We start from the raw sequence: 23,615 nt of genomic DNA on the forward strand, positions 1-23,615 counted from the left end.
GATGAGCAATTTCAATCAGGAAGCCGTTTTGAGCGTCCACCACTGGACCGACACGCTGTTCTCCTTCAAGACCACCCGCAGCCCGACCTTCCGTTTCCGCAACGGCGAATTCACCATGATCGGGCTCAAGGTCGGCGAGAAGCCGCTGCTGCGGGCCTACAGCGTCGCCAGCGCCAATTACGAGGACACGCTGGAGTTCTTCTCGATCAAGGTGCCGGACGGCCCACTCACCTCACGGCTCCAGCATCTGAAGGAAGGCGACGAGATCATCGTCAGCCGCAAAGCCACCGGCACGCTGGTGATCGACAATCTGGAGGACGGCCGCAACCTCTACCTCATCGGCACAGGTACGGGCCTTGCGCCGTTCCTGAGCGTGATTAAGGACCCCGAGACCTATGAGCGGTTCGAGAAGGTCGTGCTGCTGCACGGTTGCCGGCACGTCAAGGAGCTCGCCTATGGCGAGATGATCACCGAGACGCTGCCCAAGGACGAGCTGATCGGCGAGTACATCCGCAACCAGCTGATCTACTATCCGACCGTGACGCGCGATCCCTTCCGCAATCGCGGCCGCATCACCGACCTCATCACCGCGGGCAAGCTGTTTTCCGACATCGGCCTGCCGGTACTGGAAGCCGCCCACGATCGCGTCATGATCTGCGGCAGCCCGGCGCTGGTGGCGGACACCCGCGTGCTCCTCGGCGAGCGGGGTCTTATCGAGGGCAATCACGGCGAGCCGGCCCAATTCGTGGTCGAAAAGGCTTTCGCCGAGCGCTAGGCCCGGAACTCTCGCGCAATAAGACCGTATTTTCGCCGCCGCGCGCCCGTTGCGGCGCCGATTCGGCACGCGATACACTGTGGGAACGAATCAGCGGAGTTCCCACATGGTTGCGGACAGCGACAGCAACATCGCCTGGCACCGGGTTCAGTTGAAGAAGAACCGCGCCGAGTTGAAGGCGCTCGAGACCGCGCGCTTCACGATGGGCGAGATCGCGTCTTCGAAGCGGAACGGCCAAACCCAGAAGGCGGTCGGGGAACTCAAGCGCAAGATCGTGCAATCCGAGCGCGTGATCGCCGATCACGACAAGCGCACGCGCCGTCCGCTCACCACCGATCTGCGAAGCCTCAGCAACGGCAGCTGGAGCAATTGGGACGCCTACACCAATCAGCAGCAGCGCAAGATCGGCCCGCGTTCGCCCGGGCGGGGGTAGACTCGTCTCTCACACCTGAACCGATGACGAGGCGGAGGTTCCGCACCCATTGCGCGGGCGGCGGCGTGCACCATCTCGGTAAGACCTCGTCAACCGCTGCGGTGAACACATGGCACCACGCCTCGATTTCACCAGCGAGGCCTTCTTTCGCGATCCGCCCAAGGCGATCGCAACGTTGCGCATGTCCGGTCCTGTGGTCGCGATCCGATTTCCTCTCGTCGGCGATGTCTGGATCACCACGACCCACGAGGCCACGGCGCAAGTCCTGAAGGACGGCACCAATTTCACGCTGCGCAAGGAGGATGGCGACGTCGCAGGTCTGCGCTGGTGGATGCCGAACTACGTCAAAACCATCGCTAACAACATGCTGACGATGGACGAGCCGGACCACACAAGGCTGCGCAGCATCGTGGACGAGGCCTTCCGCCGCCGCGCGACCGTCGCGATGGAGCCGCGTATCCGGGCCATCGCTGACGGTCTCGCCGACGAGCTATTCTCGGTAGGAAGCCCGGCCGATCTCGTCCAGCGCTATGCCCGCATCCTGCCGCTCGCGGTGATCTCCGAGCTGCTTGGGTTGCCGTTGGCCGATCGCCCTCGCTTTATCGCGTGGGCCAATACAATGTCCTCGCTCACGAATGTCGCCAGCTTCTTCCGCCTGCTGTTCGCGTTCCGAAAGATGCGAGCCTACCTCGAACGGCAGTTGCAGATTGCGCGCGTGCGGGGCGGCGACGGCTTGATCGCGGAGCTGGTCCAGGTCGAGCGCGAGGGCGGCCAGATCACGCCGGACGAAATGGTGTCGATGGTGTTCCTGCTGCTCGCGGCGGGCTCCGAGACCACCACGCATCTCATCAGCGGTTCCGTCTACGAGCTCCTCAGAAATCCTGGCGTCCGCGACTGGCTGGCACAGGACTGGAGCCGCGTCGGGCTTGCGGTGGAGGAATTCCTGCGCTTCGTGTCGCCGGTGCAGTTCTCCAAGCCGCGCTATGTGAGGCGGGATATCGAGCTCGCGGGCGTGCGTCTCAAGAAGGGCGATCGCGTCATGGTGATGCTCGCGGCCGCGAACATGGACCCGGCGGTGCATGAGCGTCCCGAGAGCCTCGATCCCGCGCGCAAGCCGAACCGTCACTTGTCCTTCGGAACGGGCATCCATTTCTGCCTCGGCCATCAACTTGCCCGGATCGAGGCAGCGTGTGCCTTGGAAGCGCTGTTTGTGCGATGGACGAAACTTGGCTTTGCTGTGGACGTGTCTCAGATCCACTGGCGCAAGCGACCGGGCATGCGTGCGATCGCGAATCTCCCCGTCGTGCCCGACGGCCACGGAGCAGCTGGATCGATGATGGTTCGTTCCCAGCCAGCGGCCTGCTGAGACTTACACCTTGCGGATAATTTTCTCTGCACTCGTCGGTAGGAACGGCATGTCGTTTCTCTCGTTGTTTTTCGGACATCGGAGGCCGCGATGAGTTCCTCGGTCGATGTCGCAGACCAACAACAGGAGACAGCATCATGACCGGCAAGATGCCACCTGTTCCCGCCGAGAACCAAAATCCGAAGGGAACCGGCGACAGCAAGCAAGTGTCCTCGACTGCCCCGCACGGCCAGCAGCGTGCGCAAAATCCGGACCAGCAAGGGCAGCAGGGCAACATCAAGCAGAACACCACCAACCAAGGCCATCAGCAAGATCGCTGAGGAGGTGACATGTCGACATCCACCAAGACACCGAACAGCATCCGTCAGGGCGGACCTGGCGCATCGCATGAGAATGCGAAGGCACCGCTCGAAGTGAAGAAGCCACCGGCGGACGACCCGCAGCGCAACCACAGCCGCGTCTCTGGCGGGGGTGGCGAGCACGATTCACACCACAGGCATGACGAGGCCGGAAAAGGCGGAGGCAGGTGAGGCATGACCAATAAGCAACCCAAACTCTACGCACCGACCGAAAAGGATCTGCACGAAAATCCCACGATTGGCGGATCGAAGGGCGCAACGATGGCTGGTATCTCGCCTGACGACCTCGAGGACGCCCTGGGCGAGAACACGATCGAAGGCGATGTCGAGAACGACGTAAACGCCGCTGGCGGCATCGACAAGGACGTCGCGCGCAGCGGCGCGCGCCGACGAGACCGATAGCTCCGGAGGACGAGCATGCAAGGCAAGAAGACCCACGAGCAACAGGTTCGCATCCTCGAGCGCAAGCCGGATGTTCCAGACGCGCAAGAGCTTGACCAAGCGATCGGCCACAATCCGGAGGACACCGCCGTCCACCGCGCGCGACCTGAGGCGCGGCAGAGTGAACTTCCGGTGAGCCGGGGCGGCCTCAACCAGGAAAGCGACCACAACAAGCACAACGATCCCGGCCAAAGCGGTCACAAGCCCCCGAAACCGACGCCGGCACAGCAGAAGCACTGAGCTTCACGGGCGATCAAAGCAAGAGGAGAATAAGATGCCAGGTGGTCATGGCAGCAAGACGCATTTCAGATCGGGCATGCGCGGCAAGGGCGACGGCACCGGCGCCATGACGGACGTGCCCAAGGACAAGATCGGCGACAACATGGTGCTGTCAAACCGCGATAAGGCGCAGCACTCGGACATTCGCGGCATGGACGGCAAGGCGATCCAGACCGACCAATATCAGGACCACTCGGCCAACCGGCTCGACGAGGAGCCGGGCACCGACGAGACCTGAGAGAGGCGTTCCTCCCGACCAACTTGCGGACCGGTGTTCAGCCGGTCCGCTTTTTTGTCGATGCAAGGTCGCGTTCCCAGCCAAATACTGAGCGGCCGTCGAGATCATGCGAGGCCGCACGCTCTCCGGCGATATAGGCCTCGACCGACGGCCCGCGCGCGGTGCGCTCCAGCCGCCGCGCCTGGTCGTCGAGACGCTTGAGGGCCTGCATCTCTTCCTCGCGCCCGAGCTTTGCGTTCTGAATCGCCCCCTTCAACACGCGAATGGTTTCGTCATAGACCTTGATCGGAACGGGGTAGGGATGCCGGTCCTTGCCGCCGTGGGCGAGCGAGAAGCGGGCGGGATCGTTGAAGCGGTAGGGCGCGCCGTGCACGACTTCGGCGACCATCGCCAGCGAACGCACGGTACGCGCGCCGACGCCGGGCGTCAGCAGCAGCTCCGGAAAGTCGACCGGGCCGCGTTCGGCCGCCGCCGCGAGTGTGCCGTGCAGGCGGCGCGCAAACACGTCCTTGGGCCGCACGTCGTGATGTGCCGGCATGATCAGGTGCGGCAGCATCGCCTGCGCCGGCGCGGACGCAGTCCCGGTGAGTCGCTCGAATTCGCAGACGATGCGATCCGGGCCGAGATCGCTCAGAAGCTCAAGCTGCGCGGTGCGGGAGATCTCGGCGCGATGGTCGGTGAGATTGACGATCTCGCCTTGCAGCGGCCCGTCGATCGCGCTGTGCGGCGTATCGACAAAACTCTTCAGCGCCTCGGAATGCCAGTGATAGCGGCGGGCCTGCCGCTTGTCGCCGTTCATGCCCTGCTGCACTACGGTCCATTTGGCGTCGGCGGTGACAAAGAAGCCGTGGAGGTAAAGGTCAAAGCCGTCCTGGACCGCGGCGCTGTCAACCTTCGCAACGAGGCGACTCGCACGCGTGAGCTTTGCGCCGTCGAAGCCGACGCGGTCGCCGAGCTGCATCAACTCGTCCGGGGTCTTGCGCGAATGCTGGCCGCGACCGCCGCAGACGTAGATTCCGAGCTCATCCTGGAGCGGGCCTAACCCCCGCTTCAACGCGCCTATCACCGAGGTCGTGATGCCGGAGGAGTGCCAGTCCATCCCCATCACGGCGCCGAACGACTGGAACCAGAACGGGTGCGAGAGCCGCTGCAGGAATGCATCCCGTCCGTAGTGATGCACGATCGCCTGCGTGACGATCGCGCCCAGCGACGACATGCGGGTCGCCAGCCAGGGTGGAACCCGGCCGGTGTGAAGGGGAAGGTCGGCGCTGCCGGTCCGTCGAGTCATGATCGACCAGAAATAGCGCAGTTCGGCGATGATTGCACCAGAGGGGATGCTGCATTGCACCGATCAGGGGAGCGAACCGCGCTGCAATGCGTTGAACGGCAAGCGCGAACCAGAATGCGGGGCCTTTAATGAATCGGCAGACCCTTTTGGCCGACATCGACAGGATGTTCGGGTGGATACCGTCGTGGTTCGTCGGCCTCTGCCTGGTCGCTGGCGCGATCCTGATTGCCCTATCGATGTATCATCTCTCGGTTTGGCTGTTCAACCGCGCCTTCGGAACCCGCCTCCCGCTCATGAGCGTGTTCATCGCGCGCACGGCTGGCCCTGCTCAGCTGGCCCTCAGCCTTGCCGCCGTAGCATTGGTGCTGCCGCTCGCGCCGCTGGACGACGCTTTCCGCACGCCGCTGACGCGCCTGTTAGTCGTCGCCTTCATCGCGCTGATCGGCTGGATCTCGATCCGGATCGTGGATATGAGCGCGGCACGGTATCTCCTGAACTTTCGCGACGTCACCGAGAATTTCGTCGCGCGCAAGCACGTCACCCAGGTCCGCGTCTTCAAGCGCGTCACCGATATCATCATCGTCATCATCACAGTGTCGACCGCGCTGATGACGTTCGACTCGGTCAGGCAATACGGCGTCAGCCTTTTCGCCTCCGCCGGGGCCGCGGGTATCATCGTTGGTCTTGCTGCCCGGCCGCTGCTGAGCAATCTGATCGCGGGCATGCAGATCGCGATCACCCAGCCGATCCGCATCGAGGATGCCGTCATCATCGAGAACGAATGGGGCTGGGTCGAGGACATCGCCTCAACCTATGTGGTGATCCGGCTATGGGACTGGCGCCGCATGGTGGTGCCGCTGTCCTATTTTATCGAAAAGCCGTTCCAGAACTGGACCCGCGACACCGCGTCCCTGATCGGCGTGATTGCGTTCCATGTCGATTATCGTGCCGACGTGCCGCGGATCCGGCGTTGGCTGGAAGAAGCAGTGAAGGAGTCCAAGCTCTGGGACGGCGAGGTGGTCAATCTCCAGGTAATCGACGCGGATGCTCGCACCATCGAGCTCCGCGCTCTCGTCAGCGCCAGGAACGCGCCGCAGTCCTGGGACCTGCGCTGCGAGATGAGAGAGAAGCTCATCGCCTTCATCCGCGACGAGATGCCGGAAGCGCTGCCGCGCGAGCGCGCGATCCTGATCCCGTCGGGAGGAGGCGACGATGACGCCGACTTCGTGCGGCGTCCCGCGCCGCCGGAGAAGATGCGGGCGAGCGCACGCAATTGACCTACGTCGCCTTCGTGGCGCCGCGCAAGCCGGCCTGGCGCTGGATCGTGTCCAGCGCGCCGGTCCTCATGCGAAGCACCTCATTGCGCTCGGATGTCGGCGGCCTTCAGCACCGGCTCCCATTTGGTCGCCTCGGAATGCATGTAGGCGTCGAATTCCCTCGACGACGAACCGACCGCGGCTGCGCCGATCTTGCCGAGCGTCGACAGCACGTTCGGGTCCTGCAGCGCCGCCTTCAGATCGGTTTCGAGCTTCGCCACGATCTCCGGCGGCATTTTTGCCGGGCCAAGAACGCCCCACCAGACGGAGACGTCGTAACCCGGCACGCCCGACTCGGCGACGGTCGGAACATTGGGTAGCGCCTTCGAGCGTTCGGCCGACGTCACCGCGAGCGCGCGCACCGAGCCGCCTTCGATCTGGCTGATGGCTTCCGCAAGTGGATTGATGCTGAGCGGGATGTCGCCGGCGATCACAGCGGTCAGCGCGGGGGCGCCGCCCTTGTAGGGGATCGCGACGATCTTGTTGCCGGACATGTATTTCAACAGCTCACCGGCGAGATGCGCCGAGGTGCCGTTGCCGGACATACCGTAAGAGAGCTTGTCAGGGTCCTTCTTCGCCGCAGCGAGGAGATCGCCGAGCGTCTTGTAGGGGCTGTCCTTGGCGACGACGATCGCGAGCGGCGAGGAGGCGACTTCGGTGATCGCGGTAAAGTCCTTGAACGTGTCATAAGGCACGCTCGGATAGATGAACTGGTTGAGAGGATGACCGCTCGCGACCAGGATCAGCGTGTAGCCGTCGGGGGCGGCTTGCGTCAGTGCCTGCGAGGCGACGATGCCGCCGGCGCCGGGGCGGTTGTCGATCACCGGCTGCTGGCCCCAGGTTTTCGCCAATGCCTGTCCGAGCGTGCGCGCGAGCACGTCGACCGCGCCGCCGGCAGCGTAGGGCACCAGGATGTGAACCGGTTTGCTCGGATAGCTGTCGGCGGCCTGCGCGGCGCCGCCTCCCAGCAGCAGACCGGCACCCAGCATCAAGCCGCCGATCTTCTTGTTCAAACCCAGCATTTTCCAGCACTCCTTGCGAGCATTGCGTGTGGACCGTCGGTCTTTCGAGCCGTCCGGACGCCGCCCATGGTTCTTGTTGACGAGACCTGATCTTTTGTACGATAGTACAAATCACATGACGCGCAACCCCGCCAGCAAGGAAACGGCCCGCAAGCCGAACATGCGCGAGGCAATTCTCGCCGCGGCCGAGGAGCTGTTCGCCACCAACGGCTTCAACGCCGTGTCGGTGCGCGATATTGCACAGGCCGCCGGCGCCAATCCCGGCAGCGTCACCTATCATTTCAAGACCAAGGACGGCCTGCTGCTGGAGATCTACCGGCGCCATTGCGGGCCAATGAATTTGCGCCGTTCCGAGCTGCTCGCGGCCGCCAAGCGCGTGCGCGATCTCCAGGACCGGCTCGAAGCGGTGGTGCGGGCCTATGTCGTGCCGGCCTTCACCTCGGGCAGTGATCTTGCCGGGGGCGGGGCGCGGTTCACGCGGCTGCGCGCGGTGATGTCCGCGGAGGGCAATGAAGTCGCGCGAAAGATCATCGCACAGACTTTTGACGACACCAGCCACGCCTTCATCGATGCTGTTCACGAAAGCCTGCCGCACGTTCCGCGCACCGATATCGTCTGGCGCAGCCACTTCCTGCTTGGCGCACTCTATTATTCGCTGGTGACGCCGGATCGCGTCTCGCGCCTGTCGCGCGGCGAGGCCGACGGCAGCGATGCCGCAAGTGCCATCGAGCAATTGGTGCAGGCCACCGTGGCCGCGTTTCAGGCGCCGGCGCTGGATCAGGCGCCAGCACGGCGACGGCCGGTCGTCAGCAGCAAGACTTGAAGACACGATCTGGTCCGGCGGTTTATCCGATGGCAATGATGTACACGCCGACCATTCCGCCGCCCAACCCGAACACGCGCACGCCGAAGTTCAAGCTGCCGAAGCTGGCATGCGATGCGCATTGCCACATCTTCGGGCCCGGCGCGAAATACCCCTACGCGCCGGACCGTTCCTACACGCCGCCGGATGCGCCGCTCGCCGATTTCCGCACGCTACATGCCAAGCTCGGAGTCGGGCGAGCCGTCATCGTCAATGCCAGTGTGCACGGCACCGATAATACGGTGGCGCTCGATGCCATCGCGCAGAGCAACGGAGCCTTTCGCGCGGTTGCCAATATCGACGACACCATCACGGAGCGTGGGCTCCGCGTGCTGCATGAGGGCGGATTCCGCGGCTGCCGCTTCAATTTCGTTCGCCATCTCGGCGGCGTTCCCGACAAGCGGGTGTTCGACCGCATCGTCGCGATGGTCGCGCCGCTCGGCTGGCACATCGACCTGCATTTCGACGCGATCGACCTGCCCGAATATGCCGACACGCTGACAAGGCTGCCGCTGAGCTACACGATCGACCATATGGGCCGGGTGAAGGCGTCCGAGGGGCTCGATCAATTGCCGTTCAAGATCCTGGTTGAGCTGATGCAGCGCGACGAGAAGTGCTGGGTCAAGATCTGCGGCTCGGAGCGAGTGTCATCGGCCGGTCCGCCGTTCACCGACGCCGTGCCGTTCGCGCGAAAGATCGTCGACACTGCGCCCGACCGGGTCATCTGGGGCACCGATTGGCCACATCCCAACGTCAAGGCGATGCCGAACGACGGCGATCTCGTCGACCTTATCCCGCTGTTTGCGCCGGAGCCGGAGTATCAGCAGAAGATCCTCGTCGACAATCCAGCGCGGCTGTTCGAGTTCGAGCGATGACGGCGCTTGCGATCGACAAGCCGCGCGTTCGCGCCTGGTGGATGGAGCTCTGGATCCAGGTGCTCGTCGCCATGGCGGCAGGCATCGCGCTTGGGATCGTCAATCCCGAGGTTGGCGCCAGGATGCAGCCGCTTGGCGACGCCTTCATCAAGGCGATCCGGATGCTGATCGCGCCGATCATCTTCTGCACGGTCGTCCATGGCATCGCGCATATGGCCGACATGGCGCGGGTGGGGCGCGTCGCCGTCAAGGCGATCGTCTATTTCGAGATCGTGACTACGATCGCGCTGATCATCGGCCTCGTCGCGGTCAATCTGCTCAAGCCGGGCGTCGGCATGAACATCGATCCCGCCGGCATCAACGCCAGCGCGATCGAGCCTTATGTCAAGCAGACCGGCGTGATCGGCTTCGTGCCGTTCGTGATGAACATCGTGCCTGCGACATTCGTCGGCGCCTTTGCCGAGGGCAACATCCTCCAGGTGCTCTTCATCGCCGTACTGTGCGGATTTGCGCTGGTGCAGCTCGGCGAGCGCGCCGCGCCGCTGGTCAATCTCATCGACATCGCCGCCAAGATGGTATTCACCGTGGTCGGCTTCGTGATGTGGGCGGCCCCGATCGGCGCGTTCGGCGCCATAGCCTTCACGGTCGGCAAGTTCGGCGTCGGCTCGCTGGCCTCGCTCGGCAAGCTGCTCGGCGGCTTTTATCTCACCTGCGTGATCTTTATCATCGTGGCGCTCGGCCCGGTCGCGCGGCTGTGCGGCTTCTCGCTGCTCAAGCTGATCCGCTACATCTGGGAAGAGTTGCTGATCTGCATCGCCACGACATCGTCCGAGACGGTGCTGCCGCGCATGCTGACCAAGCTGGAGCAGGTCGGCTGCGAGCGCAGCGTCGTTGGGCTGGTGATCCCGACCGGCTATTCCTTCAATCTCGACGGCACCTGCCTCTACCTTGCCGCCGCCTCGGTGTTCCTGGCGCAGGCGACCAACACGCCGTTCGGTCTCGCCGAGCAGATCGAGCTGCTCTTGATCCTGCTCGTGACCTCCAAGGGCGCGGCGGGCATCGCGGGCGCCGCCTTCGTCGTGCTGGCGGCAACGCTGTCCGCCACCGGCAGCATTCCGGTGACGAGCGTGGCGCTCGTGCTCGGCATCCACCGCCTGATGTCGCAGGGGCTGACGCCAACCAATCTGATCGGGAACGCGGTCGCGACGATCGCGATTGCCAAATGGGAAGGCGCGCTTGATGCCGACCGCCTGAAGCGCGTGCTCGACGGCGAGGAATCCGCTGTCGCGGCTCGATGAACCGATGACGTTGACGAACGAAAGAGGGAGTTTGTCCCATGAAAACAGGTCTCGTGATCACGGCCCATCCGGGCGATTTCGTCTGGCGCGCCGGCGGCGCCATCGCGCTGCATGCGAAGAAGGGCTATCGCATGAAGATCGTCTGCTTGTCCTACGGCGAGCGCGGCGAGAGCCAGTTCGCCTGGAAGGAGAAGGGTGCGACGCTGGAGTCGGTCAAGGCCGGCCGCAAGGATGAGGCGGAGCGCGCTGCAAAAATGCTCGGCGCCGAGATCGAGTTCTTCGATTGCGGCGACTATCCGCTGAAGCTGACGGAAGCGCATTTCGACCGCATGGTCGACATTTACCGCGAGCTCAATCCAAGCTTCGTGCTGACGCATGCGCTGGAGGATCCCTATAATTTCGACCACCCGAACGCCGCGCACTTCGCGCAGGAAACGCGCGTGGTCGCGCAGGCCATGGGCCACAAGCCGGGTGCGCAGTACAAATATTCGGCGCCTCCGGTGTTCCTGTTCGAGCCACACCAGCCCGAGCAGTGCAATTACAAGCCGGACCTGCTGCTCAAGATCGACGAGGTCTGGAAGGAGAAGTACGATGCATTCCAGATCCTCGCCGCCCAGAAGCATCTGTGGGGCTATTACGAGCGCGTCGCGCTCAATCGCGGCATCCAAGGCAGCCGCAACACCGGCGTGCCGATGACGTATGGCGAGGCTTATCAGCGCCTGTTCCCGACGGTTGCGGAGGAGCTGGCATGAAGCCGGTCGTCGTTCGCAACATCAAGCGTGCCGATCCCGCCGGGATGGCGGAGTACGGCGTCTCGACCGTGCACGAGGCCTATGGCCGCATCGGCCTGATGAAGCCGTATCTGCGGCCGGTCTGGCCGGTCGCGGCGATCGCCGGTCCCGCCGTGACCGTGCTGGCGCAGCCGGGCGACAACTGGATGATCCATGTCGCAGTCGAGCAGTGCAAAAAGGGCGACGTTCTCGTCGTCGGCTGTACCACCGACAACACCGACGGCATGTTCGGCGAGTTGCTCGCGACCTCGCTGCAGGCGCGCGGCGTGCAGGGGCTGATCATCGATGCCGGCTGCCGCGACGTCAGGGCGCTGCACGAGATGGAGTTTCCGGTGTGGTCGCGCGCGGTCTCGGCCAAGGGGACGGTGAAGGCGACGCTCGGCGCGGTCAATGTCCCCGTGGTCTGCGCCGGCGTCAATGTCGATCCCGGCGACATCATCGTGGCCGATGACGACGGCGTCGTAGTGGTGCCGAGGCGCCATGCGGCCGAAGTCGCCGAGAGGGCGAAGAAGCGCAACGCGGACGAAGCCGGCAAACGCACGCGGCTGGCTTCGGGCGAACTGGGCCTCGACATGTACGGCATGCGTGAGGCCTTGGCGAAGGCCGGGCTCGTCTATGTCGACAATCCCGAGGATGTCTGAAGAGAAGTGGAGCGGGCCGATGGATCGTCTCAAGCTGAAGGCCGTGCTCGGCAGTCACCCCCATGTCCAGGCGGTGAGGAGCGGTGAGCTCCGCTCCGACCCCTTCGATCTCGATTTCATCGCGTACACGCCGACCAACACCGCGTTCAAGCCGATGGTGCGCGAGCAGGCCTTCGATGTCTGCGAGATGGCGATCGTCACCTATCTGATGGCAAAGGCACACGGTAAGCCGCTCTTGCTACTGCCTGCCACCATGCTCGGTCGCTTCCAGCATTCCTACGCGCTCTATAATCCTGCGCATGGAATGCTCGGACCGTCGGATCTCGAAGGCAAGCGCGTCGGCATCCGCTCCTTCACGACCACCACCGGGGCCTGGATCAGAGGCATCCTCGCCAACGACTACGGCGTCAATCTCGACAACATCCGCTGGGTCACGTTCGAGGATCCGCACGTCGCCGAATATGTCGACACCACTGAGCGCGCGCCGAACGGCAAGAAGATCTTGCAGATGCTGATCGACGGCGAGCTCGACGCCGTCCTCGGCGAGACCTCGACCGATCCCAAGCTGAAGACGCTGTTCCCCGATCCGGCCGCGGAAGCCGCCAAATGGTACGCCCGTCGCGGCGTCGTGCCCGTCAACCATCTCGTAGTGGTGACCGAACAGTTGGCGAAATCGCGTCCTGACGTGGTTTCGGGCATTTATGATCTGCTCAAGCGGAACAAGGCGCAGGCGGGACCGGCGGCAACGCCCGATCTCGTGCCGTTCGGGATCGACGCCAACAGGAAGCCGCTGGAGCTGATCGTCGACTACGCCTTCCAGCAGGCGCTGATCCCGCGCCGGTATGCGGTCGAGGAGCTGTTCGACGAGACAACGCGAGGACTGAACTGATGGCGGGCGATCCCAAGCGATGGCAGATCGGACTGGTCGGTTACGGCGAGGTCGGCAGGATCCTGGCCGAGGATTTGCGCCAGCAGAACATCAAGGTCTCAGCCTTTGACATCAAGCTCGGTGGCGAGCAGGGCGCACCGCTGGTGGAGCATGCGGCGAAATTCGGTGTGGTGCTGGCGGCGTCTCACGCCGAGCTGACCGCCAAATCCGATTTCATCATCTCCGCGGTCACGGCGAGCCAGGCCGTGCCGGTGGCAAAGGCCTGCGCGGCCGCGATCAATCAGGGCACCTGGTTCCTGGATTTCAATTCGGCGTCTCCCGGCGCCAAGCAGTGCGCCGCCGCGCTGATCGATGGCGCCGCCGGACGCTATGTCGAGGGCGCGGTGATGACATCGGTACCGCCTTATCGCATCAAGGTGCCGCTGCTGCTCGGTGGTCCCGGTGCCAGGGAGCTTGAGCCGCTCTTGAACGCGATCGGTTTTGCGGCAAAGGTTGCGAGCGACAAGCTCGGTGTTTCCTCGGCGGTGAAGATGTGTCGCAGCATCATGATCAAGGGCCTGGAGGCCATGGTCATCGAAAGCTTCACCACCGCGCGCGCCTATGGCGTCGAGGATGCGGTACTGGCTTCGCTGGCGGAAACCTTTCCCACGATCGATTGGGAGAAGCAGGGCGCTTATTGCTTCCAGCGCGTGATCGAGCATGGCCGCCGCCGCGCCGAGGAAGTCCGGGAGGTCGCCGAGACCGTGCGTGAAGCGGGGCTGACGCCGTGGTCCGCGCAGGGCACCGCCGAGCGGCAGGCCTGGGTGGCGGACCTTGCCGATGAGGGCCTGTTCGGGACGAAAGGCACCAAGGAGTTCGCCCGCAGCGCTGATTGGCGCACCGAGGCGGATCTAATCCTGGCGAAGATCAATCGCGAGAAATAGGGTGGCTCCTGCTCAGGACTTTGGCGTGCGACAGCCGGTGAGCTCGTCGCGGGTGCGTTCGATCAACGCCATCAGGTCTTCGGCCTTGTGGGCAAGCCGATCGTTCGCGACTTCGGTCCGGAATTCTGCGCGGATCGATCGAATACACTTGTCGGCGGTATCGAGCGTCAGGAGCATGCGCGTCAGGTCATCCTGTGTCCGGACGCCCGCCAGATCGAGGTCCGACAGGACGTGCCCGATGCCGTCGAGCCGCTTCAGGGCGGCCTCGCTGGGCGTTCTCGCTCGAATGGAGTGAGTATCGATGCCGCTGAATGCGCTGAACATGTCGATGCTTCCCCGTTGAATGCAGACATCAGTGCCGGTCCTACTATGACCGGCACTGCGGGACTTGCAATGCGCGCAGCTATCGAGAATCAGCAAGAATCTACTATCCGGGAATCTACCGGATTCGGAATTGCGGAACGATCAGCGGTAACATCGAACGGAAGCTGCTCGGAAATAGGCCGCCCTTCAATGCAGATATGCATCGAGAGCGGATCAGCCGGGACTGAACAGAGTGGGCCGTTGACGCGCAAAAGTCTGCCGGCCGCTCTTGAAGCCCATCACGATATCCGGCAGCTCGGCGATGGCGAAGCGGCTGTCTTGTGTGTCGAGCACGACGAGATCGGCTGGATTCCCAACCTCGATGCCGTAATCCAGTAGGTTCATCAGCCGCGCCGGCAGCTCGGTCACGAGATCAAGGCAGATATCGAAGTCGTTGACCGAGGCATGCGCGACGTTGGCGTAGAAATTCGCCATTCGCAGCAGTGAGGCATCGCCGAACGGCGTGAAGGGATTGAGCACGTTGTTGGTCGCGATCGAGCACACCACGCCGTCGGCGGCGAGCTTGTGGGCGAGCGTTAGCCCGCGTGGCGCGTTGTGGGTCGCTTCGCGCCCCATCAAATAGAGATCGGTTGCTGGCAGCACGGTGACGGCAACGCCGGCCTTCGCCAGTTGCGCGGTGGCGGCCTTCAGCCGCTCCGGTGGCAGGGCGGAGAGTTTCGTCGCATGGCCGATTGCCACGCGCCCCCCGTAGTTGCGTCGCTCGGTCTGCCGGCAGACCTCGTCGAGGTGCCACCAGGAGGGATCGAGATCGAAATCGAGATGGAGATCGACGTCTACATCGAACGCCTCGGCGAGATCGAAGATGCGTGCGAGATGGGCGTTCGGATCGGTGTCCGTGTAAGGACAGCCGCCGATCACCTCGCCCCCGTCGCGCAGCGCCTGGACCAGAAGCTCCTCGCTGCCGGGATCGTTGGTGAGGCCTTCCTGCGGAAAGACACAGAGCGACAGGTCGATCGCCCAGGCATAGTCACGCTTCAGCGCCTTCACCGCCTCGAAGCCGCGCAAGCCGATGCGCGGATCGATCTCGACGTGGGTTCGCATGCGCGTGGTGCCGTGGACGATGGCACGTTCGAGCACCCGGGCGCCGCGCGCGTAGACGTCCTCGACCGAGAAATCCTTCTTCATCCCGGAGACGGCGCGGATCGCTTCGGAGACGCTGCCGTGATCATGCCCGCAGCGGCCGAGCAGGCAGGCCTTGTCGAGATGGATGTGGCTGTCGACGAAGCCGGGCAGGGCGAGACGCCCGCCGACATCGACCCCGACGGCCTCGCAGGCGAGCGTCGGTTCGATGGCGGTGATCCGGCCGCGTGTGACGCCGATGTCCATCGGGTCGGCGGCACCACGCAGCAAGGCGTTGCGAAAGATGAGGTCAAAGGCGGGTTGCGCGGTCATGGCTCTTGCGGAAGGAATTTAGTGCATTCGGCCGCGTTTGGCGGCTCCAGATTGTCGGCAGTGTAGCGACGGAAATGTTCAAAATATATGCACGTATTCCCCGACAGTGGCGTTAGTATTCCGCAAGCCCGGGAGATTGAGCCATGTCCGCTGCCGCAAAAGCCGAAGCCGGTCCGTCGTCCGACGCCGAGATCGTTGAAGCCTATCTCACGGCGTCGATGATCCCCGATCCGGACGCCGCGGCGGCCTATATGGCGCCGGGCACGGTGATCACCTTTACCGGCGGGCGCGAGTTCGATCATCCGCGGGGCCCGACCGGGTTCAACGCCAAGCGCTACCGCTGGGTCAAGAAGAAGATGGATCGGTTCGACGTCTGCCCCGGCGACGGTGAGACCGTGGTCTATAGCGTCGGCACGCTCTACGGCGAATGGATGGATGGGACCGCGTTCGAGGGCAACCGCTACGTCGACCGCTTCGTGGTGCGGAATGGCCAGATCACCAAGATGGACGTCTGGAACGACAGCGCCGAGCGGATCCTGGTCCAGCGCGGCATCGACGCGTAACAGCCATCTTGGCGCTTGAGGCGCCTCGACTCCAGGCGGACAAAAGGCCGGTCACCATATCGCAAGCCGCGATAGCTGATAGACGCAAGCTCGTCTGGCGGCTGCCGCGCGCCTGCGCTATCACCGATGCGATTGCTGCGCCCGGCATGGAGGCGCGAGCCTCCTCGAGGAGTTCCCGATGCGTTTACCCACTGTTGTCCTGGCCCTCACATGCCTTGCAACTGCCGCCTCCGCCGAAGACCTGTCGGGTACGCTTCAAAAGGTCAAAGAGACCAAGAAGATCACGCTGGGCTATCAGGAGGCCTCGGTCCCATTCAGCTATCTCGACGGCAACCAGAAGCCGGTCGGCTTTGCCATGGATATCTGCCTCAGGATCGTGGATGCCGTGAAGAAGCAGCTCGACATGCCCGACATCGCTGTCGACACCCTCGCGGTGACGTCGTCGAACCGGATTCCGCTGATGGTCAACGGGACGCTCGACCTGCATTGCTCGGCGACCACCAACAATGCCGATCGCCAGAAGCAGGTCGCCTTCACCAACACGCACTTCCTCAGCGCAACGCGGTTTGCGGCCAAGAAAGCCGCAAAGATCAACACCATCGACGATCTCAAGGGCAAAGCGGTGACGGCGGTGGCCGGCTCCGTCAACCTGACGCAGCTCGCCAAGGTCAACACGGAGCGCAATCTCGGCATCAATGTGATGCCGGCCAAGGACCAGGCCGAAGCCTTCCTGCTGCTGGAAACCGATCGCGCCCAGGCCTACGCGCTCGACGACGTGCAGCTCGCGGTGGCGATCGCGCGCTCGAAGGAACCACAGCTCTTCATGATCAGCGAGGAGACGTTCTCGAAGCCCGAGCCTTACGGGATCATGCTGCGGCGAGAGGACGCTCCGTTCAAGGCGCTCGCCGACCGCGCGACTGCAGAGCTGTACGCCAGCCAGGAGATCGAGGTCCTCTACAAGAAGTGGCTGGAATCGCCGACGCCGCCGAACGGCCTCAACTACAACGTCCCGATGTCGGGCGCCTTGCGCAACGCCTTCAAGAAGCCGAGCTCCAGCTTCGATCCAGATGTCTACGTAGCGAACTGAGGCGAGGGCTGTCGCCGCCAGAGGGAGCGCGCGCAAGCGGCCCGCCGAGATGTCAGCAGGCCGTCGGGAACCCGCGCCGCCCTCGGGCCCTGCCGGGTGCGGGCCAGCTTGCTGATGCCGGCTCCGAGGAACTTGCGGTCACCTTCGCGACTCTCCAGCGCATAGGACCGCGGGTAAGCCGCCTGCAAGCCATGAAGACCGACGCCAAAGCGAAATAGCCATGCGCGCAGATGAGCCCTTCCTGGTCCGCCACGCGGACCTCATTTTCGCTTTGAAGACGTTCGCCGCGTCAATCCTGGCGCTCGTCATCGCGCTGGCAATGGATCTGCCGCGGCCCTATTGGGCGATGGCGACCGTCTACATCACTTCGCAGCCGCTGGCGGGCGCAACCAGCTCGAAGGCTTTCTTCCGCGTGATGGGCACGTTGGTCGGCGCGGTCATGACGGTGGCGCTCGTTCCGAACCTGATCGATGCACCCGAGCTGCTGTGCCTGGCAATCGCGCTCTGGGTCGGGCTCTGTCTTTACCTTTCGCTGCTCGACGGCACACCGCGCAGCTATGTCTTCATGCTGGCCGGGTATACGGTGGCGCTGATCGGCTTTCCTTCGGTGTCCGAGCCGGGCGCCATCTTCGACACCGCGGTGGCAAGGCTCGAGGAAATCTCGCTCGGCATCATCTGCGCCAGCCTGGTTTCGACCATCGTATTCCCGCGTAGCGTCGCGCCGGCTGTTGCTAATCGCATCGACAACTGGCTGGCGGACGCGCAGCGCCTGAGTCAAGTTGTCCTGCTGCGTCACGGGACCAACGAAACGCGCCGCGGCAAGCGCATCAAGCTTGCGACCGACATCGTCGAGATCGACACGCTTTCGGCCCATCTTGCCTATGACCGGCTGACCGACCGCAATGCCGTCGTCGGGTTAGGCGAAATCCGGCTCCGCATGCTGATGCTTTTGCCCGTGATCGCTTCGCTCGAGGACCGGCTGGCCGCGCTGGGGGAGGAGGCATTGCGGCGGCAGCCCGAGCTGAAGCGGCTCTTGGAAGAGCTCGCGGGATGGATCACGAGCGACGTCAACGCTCGGCAGCCCGCCGAGCGGATTCGTGCCATGATCGCAGGGCAGCAGGCGATCCTCGACCACAGCGCCTCCTGGGAGCGGATCATCGTCACCAGCCTGTTGTGGCGGCTGCGCGAGCTGGTCGACCTCTCGCGCGATTGCCGCGCCCTGACGGAAGCGATTGCGGAGAACCGGATCGTCTCGTCCCTCGATCTGGACTTCCATTCGGAAGCCGGTGCCGCGCCGGTGCGCCACAGGGATCGCGGCCTTGCCCTGTGGTCGGCCGCCGGCGCGGCGTCGGCGATCCTGATCTGCTGCGCCTTCTGGATCGGCACCGGCTGGCCTGACGGCGCCTCGGCGCCGATGATGGCGGCCGTCGCGTGCTCGTTCTTTGCCGCGCAGGACGAGCCTGCACGCTTCATCCGCAGCTTCGGCCTGTGGTCGCTGGTCGCCATTGTCGTCGTCGCGATCTACCTGTTCGCGCTGGTGCCCGCGATCTCCCATCTCGAGGTTCTGGTCGCCGCGCTGGCGCCGACCTTCTTGCTCTACGGCTTCCTGATCGCGCGGCCGGCGACGGCGGGTACCGGCATGGCGCTCGCGGCCAACACCGCAACGCTGCTGGCGCTGCAATCGACCTACAGCGCGGACTTCGCGGCCTACGCCAACTCCGCCGTTGCCTTCTTCGTCGGCGTCGCCATCGCCGAGCTTGTGACACGGATCGCGCGTGGGGTGGGGGCGGAGTGGATCGCAAATCGCCTGGTGCTGTCGAACTGGGAGACGCTGGCTGTTGCCGCCGAGCGGCGCGGCAAGGGCGATCGCGCTGAATTCGCAGGCCTCATGCTGCACCGGCTCGGATTGCTCGTACAGCGCATCGCCTTTCTCTCGGAGAGCGACCGGCGCGATACCGACAGCCTGGTCCAGCTCCGTATCGGAATTAACGTGATCGATCTGCGCCGTGCCCGCTATGGACTTGCGGCGTCCACCATTGCCGTCATCGACGACATGCTCGATCAGCTCGCTATCGCCTGCCGCAAATATGCGGGCGATGGGATGCCCGCCGAGCTTCTGACGAGCGTCGATCGGGCACTGGCCCGGGCGGTGAAGGATCCCAACGAAACGGCGCGCGAGGACGCCCTGGTGGGCCTCGTCGGCATCAGGCGCGGCCTGTTTCCGGATGCGCCGGCCTATCGGCCGCGTGCAGGCGAGAGTGTTGCGGCATGAGATACGTGATCGATATCTACGGTGTGCTCGTGCCAGCGCTGCTGTTGTGGATCATCATCGCCTTTGCCCTGAGTGCTCTGCTGCGCCGCTTCATGCAGCGCTTCGATCTCTATCGGCTGGTCTGGCACCGCGCGCTGTTCGATTTCGCGATCTTCGTCTGCCTTCTCGGCGTCGTCGTCTATCTCTCGGAGTATCTCGCATGAAGGGGAATTTCGCCTGGCTCGGTCGCCTCCTGCTGACTGCGATCGTCGTCGTCGCGGCGCTCGCTGTCGGCCGCGAACTCTGGGTCTATTACATGGAGCAGCCCTGGACGCGCGACGGCCGCGTGCGTGCCGACGTGGTGCAGGTCGCGCCCGATGTGTCGGGCTTCGTGACCGAAGTGCTGGTGAAGGACAATCAGAAGGTCCATCGCGGTGACGTCCTGTTCAAGATCGATCGCGAGCGTTTTGCGCTGGCGCTGCGGCAAGCCGATGCGTCGGTGGCCGGTCATCAGGCCACGCTCGATCAGGCCAATGCCGATTTGAAGCGCTACAGCGCGCTGACGACGGATGCGGTGTCACAGCAGAAGCAGGAGCAGGTTCTGGCCACCCAGCTCCAGGCCGGGGCTGCCTTTGACCAGGCCGTTGCCGACCGCGCGGTCGCCCAGCTCAATCTCGATCGCAGCGAGGTGCATGCCTCTGTGAACGGCGTGATCACCAACATGGATCTGCGTCCCGGCGCTTACGTGACGGCCGGGAAGGGCGTGATGGCACTCGTCGACATCGACACGCTGCATGTCGAAGGCTATTTCGAAGAGACGAAACTCGCGCGGATCCGAATCGGTGACAAAGTCCAAGTCCGCCTGATGGGCGAGAAGGTCACGCTTTTAGGCCATGTCGAGAGCATCGCTGCCGGCATCGAGGACCGCGACCGAGCCGAGGGCGCGAGCCTGCTCGCCAACGTCAACCCGACCTTCAGCTGGGTACGCCTCGCTCAGCGCGTGCCGGTGCGCATCGCGCTGGATCCGGTGCCTGAGAATATGTCGCTGGTCGCGGGACGCTCGGCGACGGTCGAGGTGTTGAAGTAGATGCGATTGCCATCGCCCGATTCAAGCGTTCGAATATTTCTTCAGCTCGAACCGCGCGATCTGGTTCCTGTGGACCTCGTCCGGGCCGTCGGCGAGACGTAGCAAACGCGCGGTCGCATAGGCCTGGGTCAATCCGAAATCGTTCGACGTGCCGCCGCCGCCATGGGCCTGGATCGCCCAGTCGATGATCTGGCAGGCCATGTTGGGCACGGCGACCTTGATCATCGCGATCTCGGCTTTCGCCACTTTGTTGCCGACGGTATCCATCGCGTAGGCGGCGTTGAGCGTCAGCAGCCGGGCCTGCTCGATCATGATGCGGGCTTCTGCGATGCGTTCCTGCGTCACCGTCTGCTCGGAGACCGGCTTGCCGAAGGCGACGCGGCTGCGCACCCTCCGGCACATCTTCTCCAGCGTGCGTTCGGAGAGCCCGATCAGCCGCATGCAGTGGTGGATACGCCCCGGGCCGAGGCGTCCCTGCGCGATCTCGAAGCCGCGACCCTCGCCGAGCAGCATGTTCTCCTTGGGCACGCGCACATCGGTGAAGACGACCTCGGAGGCACGGTCGGGCACACCGTAGAAGCCGAACACGGGCAGGGCACGCTTGACCTCGACGCCTGCTATGTCCATCGGCACCAGGATCATGGATTGCTGCTTGTGGCGGTCCGCATTGTCGGGATCGGTCTTGCCCATGAAGATGCAGATCTTGCAGCGCGGGTCGGTCGCGTTGGTGGTGTACCATTTGCGGCCGTTGATGACGTAATGGTCGCCCTCGCGAACGATCGAGCTTTCGATGTTGGTCGCATCGGATGAGGCGACGGCAGGCTCGGTCATGGCGAAGCAAGAGCGGATTTCGCCCGCGAGCAGCGGCTTCAGCCAGCGCTCCTTGTCCTTGTCCGTGCCATAGCGCTCCAGCACCTCCATGTTGCCGGTGTCGGGCGCCGAACAGTTGAAGACTTCGGGTGCGAGATGCGAGCGGCCCATGACCTCGCAGAGCGGGGCATACTCAAGATTGGTCAGGCCTGCACCGTGGCCGGAGTCCGGCAGGAACAGATTCCAGAGGCCTTCGGCGCGCGCCAGCGGCTTCAGCTCCTCGACGACCGGATAGACTTTCCAGGGACCCAGCTCCTCCGCCTCGCGATAAAAGCGTTCCTCGTTCGGATAGATGTGCCGGTCCATGAAACTTTCGAGCCTGCGCTTGAGTTCGACGACTTTGGGCGACATCGGGTAGAGCATCTTTGTCTCCTTGATCGATGGACAGGCCGGGCGCAATCGGCTCAGGCGACGCGATACCCTTTGAATTTCTCGCGCAACGCTGATTTGAGCACCTTGCCGGTGCCGGTCATCGGGAACTCGTCCATGAACTCGACGGCGTCGGGCATCCACCAGCTCGCGATCTTCGGGCGCATGTGCTCGAGCAGCGTCTTGCCGTCGACGGTCGCGCCCTTCTTGCGGACGACGAGGAGCAGAGGTCGCTCCTGCCATTTCTCATGATTGATCGCGACCACGGCGGCTTGCAGCACATCGGGGTGAGACAGAGCGACGTCCTCGAGCTGGATCGAGGAGATCCATTCGCCGCCGGACTTGATGACGTCCTTGGAGCGGTCGGTCAGCGTGACGTGGCCCTGGGGGTCGATCACGGCCATGTCGCCGGTGATCAGCCAGCCGTCGCGGTCCAGGCCTTCTTCGAGTTTCATGTAGCCGGACGCAACCCACGGTCCCCGCGCGCGCAGATGGCCGACGCTCTTGCCGTCGCGCGGCAGCTCGTTGCCGCCGTCGTCGACGATCCGCAAGGCGGTGCCGAAACAGGCGCGGCCGGACACCTGGCGGCGGTCGAACTTCTCCTTGTCGTCGAGATGCTCGGAGCCCGGCCGCAGGCCAGGCATCGAGCAGCCGAGCGCCTCGGTCATGCCCCAGGCCTGGACGTAGTCGATGTCATACTCGCGCTTGAGCTTCTCGACCATCGCGCGCGGCGGCGCCGAGCCTGACGACAATGTTGCACGAAGCGTCGAAAACCTGTTGCCGGTGCGTCCGAGCCAGTCGAGCAGGATCAGCCAGAAGCTCGGCACGCCCGCGGACAGCGTCACCTTCTCGCCTTCGAGCAGCTCGTAGAGCTTGTCGGGCTCGTAATTGCGGCCGGGCAGCACCAGCTTCGAGCCGGTATAGGGCGCGGTGAACGGCATGTTCCAGCCGTTGCCGTGGAACAGCGGCGCCATCGGCATCATCACCTCGCGCACGCCTTCCAGGTGCCCGGGCAGGAAGTCGAAATTGCAGGAGACCATGGTCTGCAGGATCGCGGCGCGGTGCGAATAGATCACGCCCTTCGGATTGCCCGTCGTGCCGGAGGTGTAGCAGATGGTGGATGCCGATTTTTCGTCGAACTCCGGCCAGGCGAAGCCGGCGTCGTTCTCGTTCTCCAGCAGCTCCTCGTAGCAATGCACGTTGGCAAGCTTGGTCTGCGGCATCCGCTCGCGCGAGCACATCACGACATAGGCTTCGATCGATGTGAGCTGCGGCGCGATCGCCTCCACGATCGGCAGCGTGGCACGGTCGATGAACAGCAGCCGGTCGTCGGCGTGATTGACGATGTAGACGAGCTGCTCGGGGAACAGCCGCGGGTTGATGGTGTGCAGCACATAGCCCATGCCCGGCGCGGCGTAGAACATCTCGAAATGCCGGTGTGTATTCCAGGCCAGCGTGCCGACGCGGTCACCGGGCATCATGCCGAGCCTCTTGAGCGCCAACGCCATGCGCTTGATGCGCGGATGGGCGTCGGCATAGGTGTAGCGATGGATGTCGCCTTCGATCTCGCGGGCGACGACCTCGGCCTCGCCGTGATAATCGGCGGCATACTGGATCAGGCCGCTGATCAGGAGCGGCATGTCCATCATCAATCCGTGCATCGTCTCCTCCGGACCGCCATGTCGTTGCATGACGTACGCTTGTGATGTGCGTTTGAGGTTAGCGGAACGCCAGGCGACGTTCACGCCAAAAAGCGAGGGACGTGATTGCATGCGTCACTTTTTCAGGGCTAAGTGATGCGAGCTGCCGGCGAAGC

Annotated in this window: 27 protein-coding genes; 21 read left to right on the plus strand and 6 right to left on the minus strand. The window is 64.1% G+C overall.

Going from position 1 to position 23,615, the window contains the following annotated elements; genetic code table 11:
* Position 1: 1 nt before the first annotated feature.
* From IVB45_RS14800 to IVB45_RS14835, 8 genes are all read left to right on the plus strand, one after another.
* Positions 2–775 (plus strand): ferredoxin--NADP reductase, encoded by a 774-nt coding sequence (locus IVB45_RS14800; RefSeq protein ID WP_247360419.1) that lies wholly within the window; start codon positions 2–4, stop codon positions 773–775.
* Between the two features lie 106 nt (positions 776–881).
* A complete protein-coding gene (locus IVB45_RS14805) occupies positions 882–1,208 on the plus strand; it encodes a hypothetical protein (protein WP_027517320.1) in 327 nt (108 codons plus the stop codon).
* Between the two features lie 109 nt (positions 1,209–1,317).
* Positions 1,318–2,574 (plus strand): cytochrome P450, encoded by a 1,257-nt coding sequence (locus IVB45_RS14810; RefSeq protein ID WP_247360420.1) that lies wholly within the window; start codon positions 1,318–1,320, stop codon positions 2,572–2,574.
* Between the two features lie 137 nt (positions 2,575–2,711).
* Positions 2,712–2,894, plus strand: coding sequence for a hypothetical protein (locus IVB45_RS14815; protein WP_027569469.1), 183 nt, complete (start codon positions 2,712–2,714; stop codon positions 2,892–2,894).
* A 9-nt stretch (positions 2,895–2,903) separates the two neighbouring features.
* Positions 2,904–3,104 carry a hypothetical protein gene (locus IVB45_RS14820; protein WP_007592432.1) on the plus strand — a complete coding sequence of 67 codons (201 nt, stop codon included), beginning with the start codon at positions 2,904–2,906 and terminating at the stop codon, positions 3,102–3,104.
* Between the two features lie 3 nt (positions 3,105–3,107).
* Positions 3,108–3,335 carry a hypothetical protein gene (locus IVB45_RS14825; RefSeq protein WP_247360421.1) on the plus strand — a complete coding sequence of 76 codons (228 nt, stop codon included), beginning with the start codon at positions 3,108–3,110 and terminating at the stop codon, positions 3,333–3,335.
* 15 nt (positions 3,336–3,350) lie between these two features.
* Entirely contained in the window at positions 3,351–3,614 is a 264-nt protein-coding gene (locus tag IVB45_RS14830) for a hypothetical protein (protein WP_247360422.1), read from the plus strand.
* 34 nt (positions 3,615–3,648) lie between these two features.
* A complete protein-coding gene (locus IVB45_RS14835) occupies positions 3,649–3,891 on the plus strand; it encodes a hypothetical protein (protein ID WP_247360423.1) in 243 nt (80 codons plus the stop codon).
* Between the two features lie 37 nt (positions 3,892–3,928).
* On the opposite strand, the gene IVB45_RS14840 is transcribed toward IVB45_RS14835, so the two are convergent.
* On the minus strand, positions 3,929–5,179 hold the full coding sequence (locus IVB45_RS14840) for a DUF763 domain-containing protein (protein WP_027569472.1): 1,251 nt from the start codon (positions 5,177–5,179) through the stop codon (positions 3,929–3,931).
* Between the two features lie 128 nt (positions 5,180–5,307).
* Here IVB45_RS14840 and IVB45_RS14845 point away from each other — a divergent pair, with 128 nt between their 5' ends.
* Positions 5,308–6,456, plus strand: a complete 1,149-nt coding sequence (locus tag IVB45_RS14845; protein ID WP_027569473.1) for a mechanosensitive ion channel domain-containing protein — start codon at positions 5,308–5,310, stop codon at positions 6,454–6,456.
* 80 nt (positions 6,457–6,536) lie between these two features.
* On the opposite strand, the gene IVB45_RS14850 is transcribed toward IVB45_RS14845, so the two are convergent.
* Positions 6,537–7,517, minus strand: a complete 981-nt coding sequence (locus IVB45_RS14850; RefSeq protein WP_247360424.1) for a tripartite tricarboxylate transporter substrate binding protein — start codon at positions 7,515–7,517, stop codon at positions 6,537–6,539.
* A gap of 115 nt (positions 7,518–7,632) precedes the next feature.
* On the opposite strand from IVB45_RS14850, the gene IVB45_RS14855 reads away from it, so the two are divergent.
* From IVB45_RS14855 to IVB45_RS14885, 7 genes are read left to right on the plus strand one after another with little or no spacing between them, the layout of a single operon-like run.
* Entirely contained in the window at positions 7,633–8,340 is a 708-nt protein-coding gene (locus IVB45_RS14855) for a TetR family transcriptional regulator (protein ID WP_247286633.1), read from the plus strand.
* A 29-nt stretch (positions 8,341–8,369) separates the two neighbouring features.
* A complete protein-coding gene (locus IVB45_RS14860; RefSeq protein WP_247360683.1) occupies positions 8,370–9,254 on the plus strand; it encodes an amidohydrolase family protein in 885 nt (294 codons plus the stop codon).
* Positions 9,251–10,552 (plus strand): C4-dicarboxylate transporter DctA, encoded by a 1,302-nt coding sequence (gene dctA, locus IVB45_RS14865; protein WP_247360425.1) that lies wholly within the window; start codon positions 9,251–9,253, stop codon positions 10,550–10,552. The genes IVB45_RS14860 and dctA overlap by 4 nt, the downstream gene beginning before the upstream one ends.
* A gap of 38 nt (positions 10,553–10,590) precedes the next feature.
* Positions 10,591–11,304, plus strand: coding sequence for a PIG-L deacetylase family protein (locus IVB45_RS14870; protein WP_247360426.1), 714 nt, complete (start codon positions 10,591–10,593; stop codon positions 11,302–11,304).
* Positions 11,301–11,984: a 4-carboxy-4-hydroxy-2-oxoadipate aldolase/oxaloacetate decarboxylase gene (locus IVB45_RS14875; RefSeq protein WP_247360427.1), complete on the plus strand. Its 684-nt coding sequence runs from the start codon at positions 11,301–11,303 to the stop codon at positions 11,982–11,984. The genes IVB45_RS14870 and IVB45_RS14875 overlap by 4 nt, the downstream gene beginning before the upstream one ends.
* 19 nt (positions 11,985–12,003) lie before the next feature.
* Positions 12,004–12,873 carry a hypothetical protein gene (locus tag IVB45_RS14880; protein WP_247360429.1) on the plus strand — a complete coding sequence of 290 codons (870 nt, stop codon included), beginning with the start codon at positions 12,004–12,006 and terminating at the stop codon, positions 12,871–12,873.
* The gene (locus tag IVB45_RS14885) at positions 12,873–13,796 is read left to right on the plus strand and encodes an NAD(P)-dependent oxidoreductase (protein WP_247360430.1); all 924 of its coding nucleotides are present in this window, start codon (positions 12,873–12,875) and stop codon (positions 13,794–13,796) included. Before IVB45_RS14880 ends, IVB45_RS14885 begins: the two co-directional genes overlap by 1 nt.
* 12 nt (positions 13,797–13,808) lie before the next feature.
* On the opposite strand, the gene IVB45_RS14890 is transcribed toward IVB45_RS14885, so the two are convergent.
* On the minus strand, positions 13,809–14,120 hold the full coding sequence (locus IVB45_RS14890) for a hypothetical protein (protein ID WP_247360687.1): 312 nt from the start codon (positions 14,118–14,120) through the stop codon (positions 13,809–13,811).
* A 213-nt stretch (positions 14,121–14,333) separates the two neighbouring features.
* A complete protein-coding gene (locus IVB45_RS14895; protein WP_247360431.1) occupies positions 14,334–15,572 on the minus strand; it encodes an amidohydrolase family protein in 1,239 nt (412 codons plus the stop codon).
* A gap of 143 nt (positions 15,573–15,715) precedes the next feature.
* Between IVB45_RS14895 and IVB45_RS14900 the strand changes: the two genes are divergently transcribed.
* The 5 genes from IVB45_RS14900 to IVB45_RS14920 all read left to right on the plus strand — a co-directional run bounded on the left by IVB45_RS14900 (position 15,716) and on the right by IVB45_RS14920 (position 20,560).
* On the plus strand, positions 15,716–16,135 hold the full coding sequence (locus IVB45_RS14900) for a nuclear transport factor 2 family protein (protein WP_247360432.1): 420 nt from the start codon (positions 15,716–15,718) through the stop codon (positions 16,133–16,135).
* A gap of 178 nt (positions 16,136–16,313) precedes the next feature.
* Positions 16,314–17,222, plus strand: a complete 909-nt coding sequence (locus IVB45_RS14905) for an amino acid ABC transporter substrate-binding protein (RefSeq protein WP_247360433.1) — start codon at positions 16,314–16,316, stop codon at positions 17,220–17,222.
* A 220-nt stretch (positions 17,223–17,442) separates the two neighbouring features.
* Positions 17,443–19,494, plus strand: a complete 2,052-nt coding sequence (locus IVB45_RS14910) for an FUSC family protein (RefSeq protein WP_247360434.1) — start codon at positions 17,443–17,445, stop codon at positions 19,492–19,494.
* The gene (locus IVB45_RS14915; RefSeq protein WP_027569486.1) at positions 19,491–19,697 is read left to right on the plus strand and encodes a DUF1656 domain-containing protein; all 207 of its coding nucleotides are present in this window, start codon (positions 19,491–19,493) and stop codon (positions 19,695–19,697) included. The genes IVB45_RS14910 and IVB45_RS14915 overlap by 4 nt, the downstream gene beginning before the upstream one ends.
* Positions 19,694–20,560, plus strand: coding sequence for an HlyD family secretion protein (locus IVB45_RS14920; RefSeq protein WP_247360435.1), 867 nt, complete (start codon positions 19,694–19,696; stop codon positions 20,558–20,560). The genes IVB45_RS14915 and IVB45_RS14920 overlap by 4 nt, the downstream gene beginning before the upstream one ends.
* A gap of 21 nt (positions 20,561–20,581) precedes the next feature.
* On the opposite strand, the gene IVB45_RS14925 is transcribed toward IVB45_RS14920, so the two are convergent.
* Both IVB45_RS14925 and IVB45_RS14930 read right to left on the minus strand, forming a co-directional pair.
* Positions 20,582–21,793 (minus strand): acyl-CoA dehydrogenase family protein, encoded by a 1,212-nt coding sequence (locus tag IVB45_RS14925; RefSeq protein ID WP_247360436.1) that lies wholly within the window; start codon positions 21,791–21,793, stop codon positions 20,582–20,584.
* A gap of 41 nt (positions 21,794–21,834) precedes the next feature.
* Entirely contained in the window at positions 21,835–23,460 is a 1,626-nt protein-coding gene (locus IVB45_RS14930; protein WP_247360437.1) for a long-chain fatty acid--CoA ligase, read from the minus strand.
* Positions 23,461–23,615: the final 155 nt, after the last annotated feature.

The organism is Bradyrhizobium sp. 4 (assembly GCF_023100905.1).
Classification (GTDB): Bacteria; Pseudomonadota; Alphaproteobacteria; order Rhizobiales; family Xanthobacteraceae; genus Bradyrhizobium.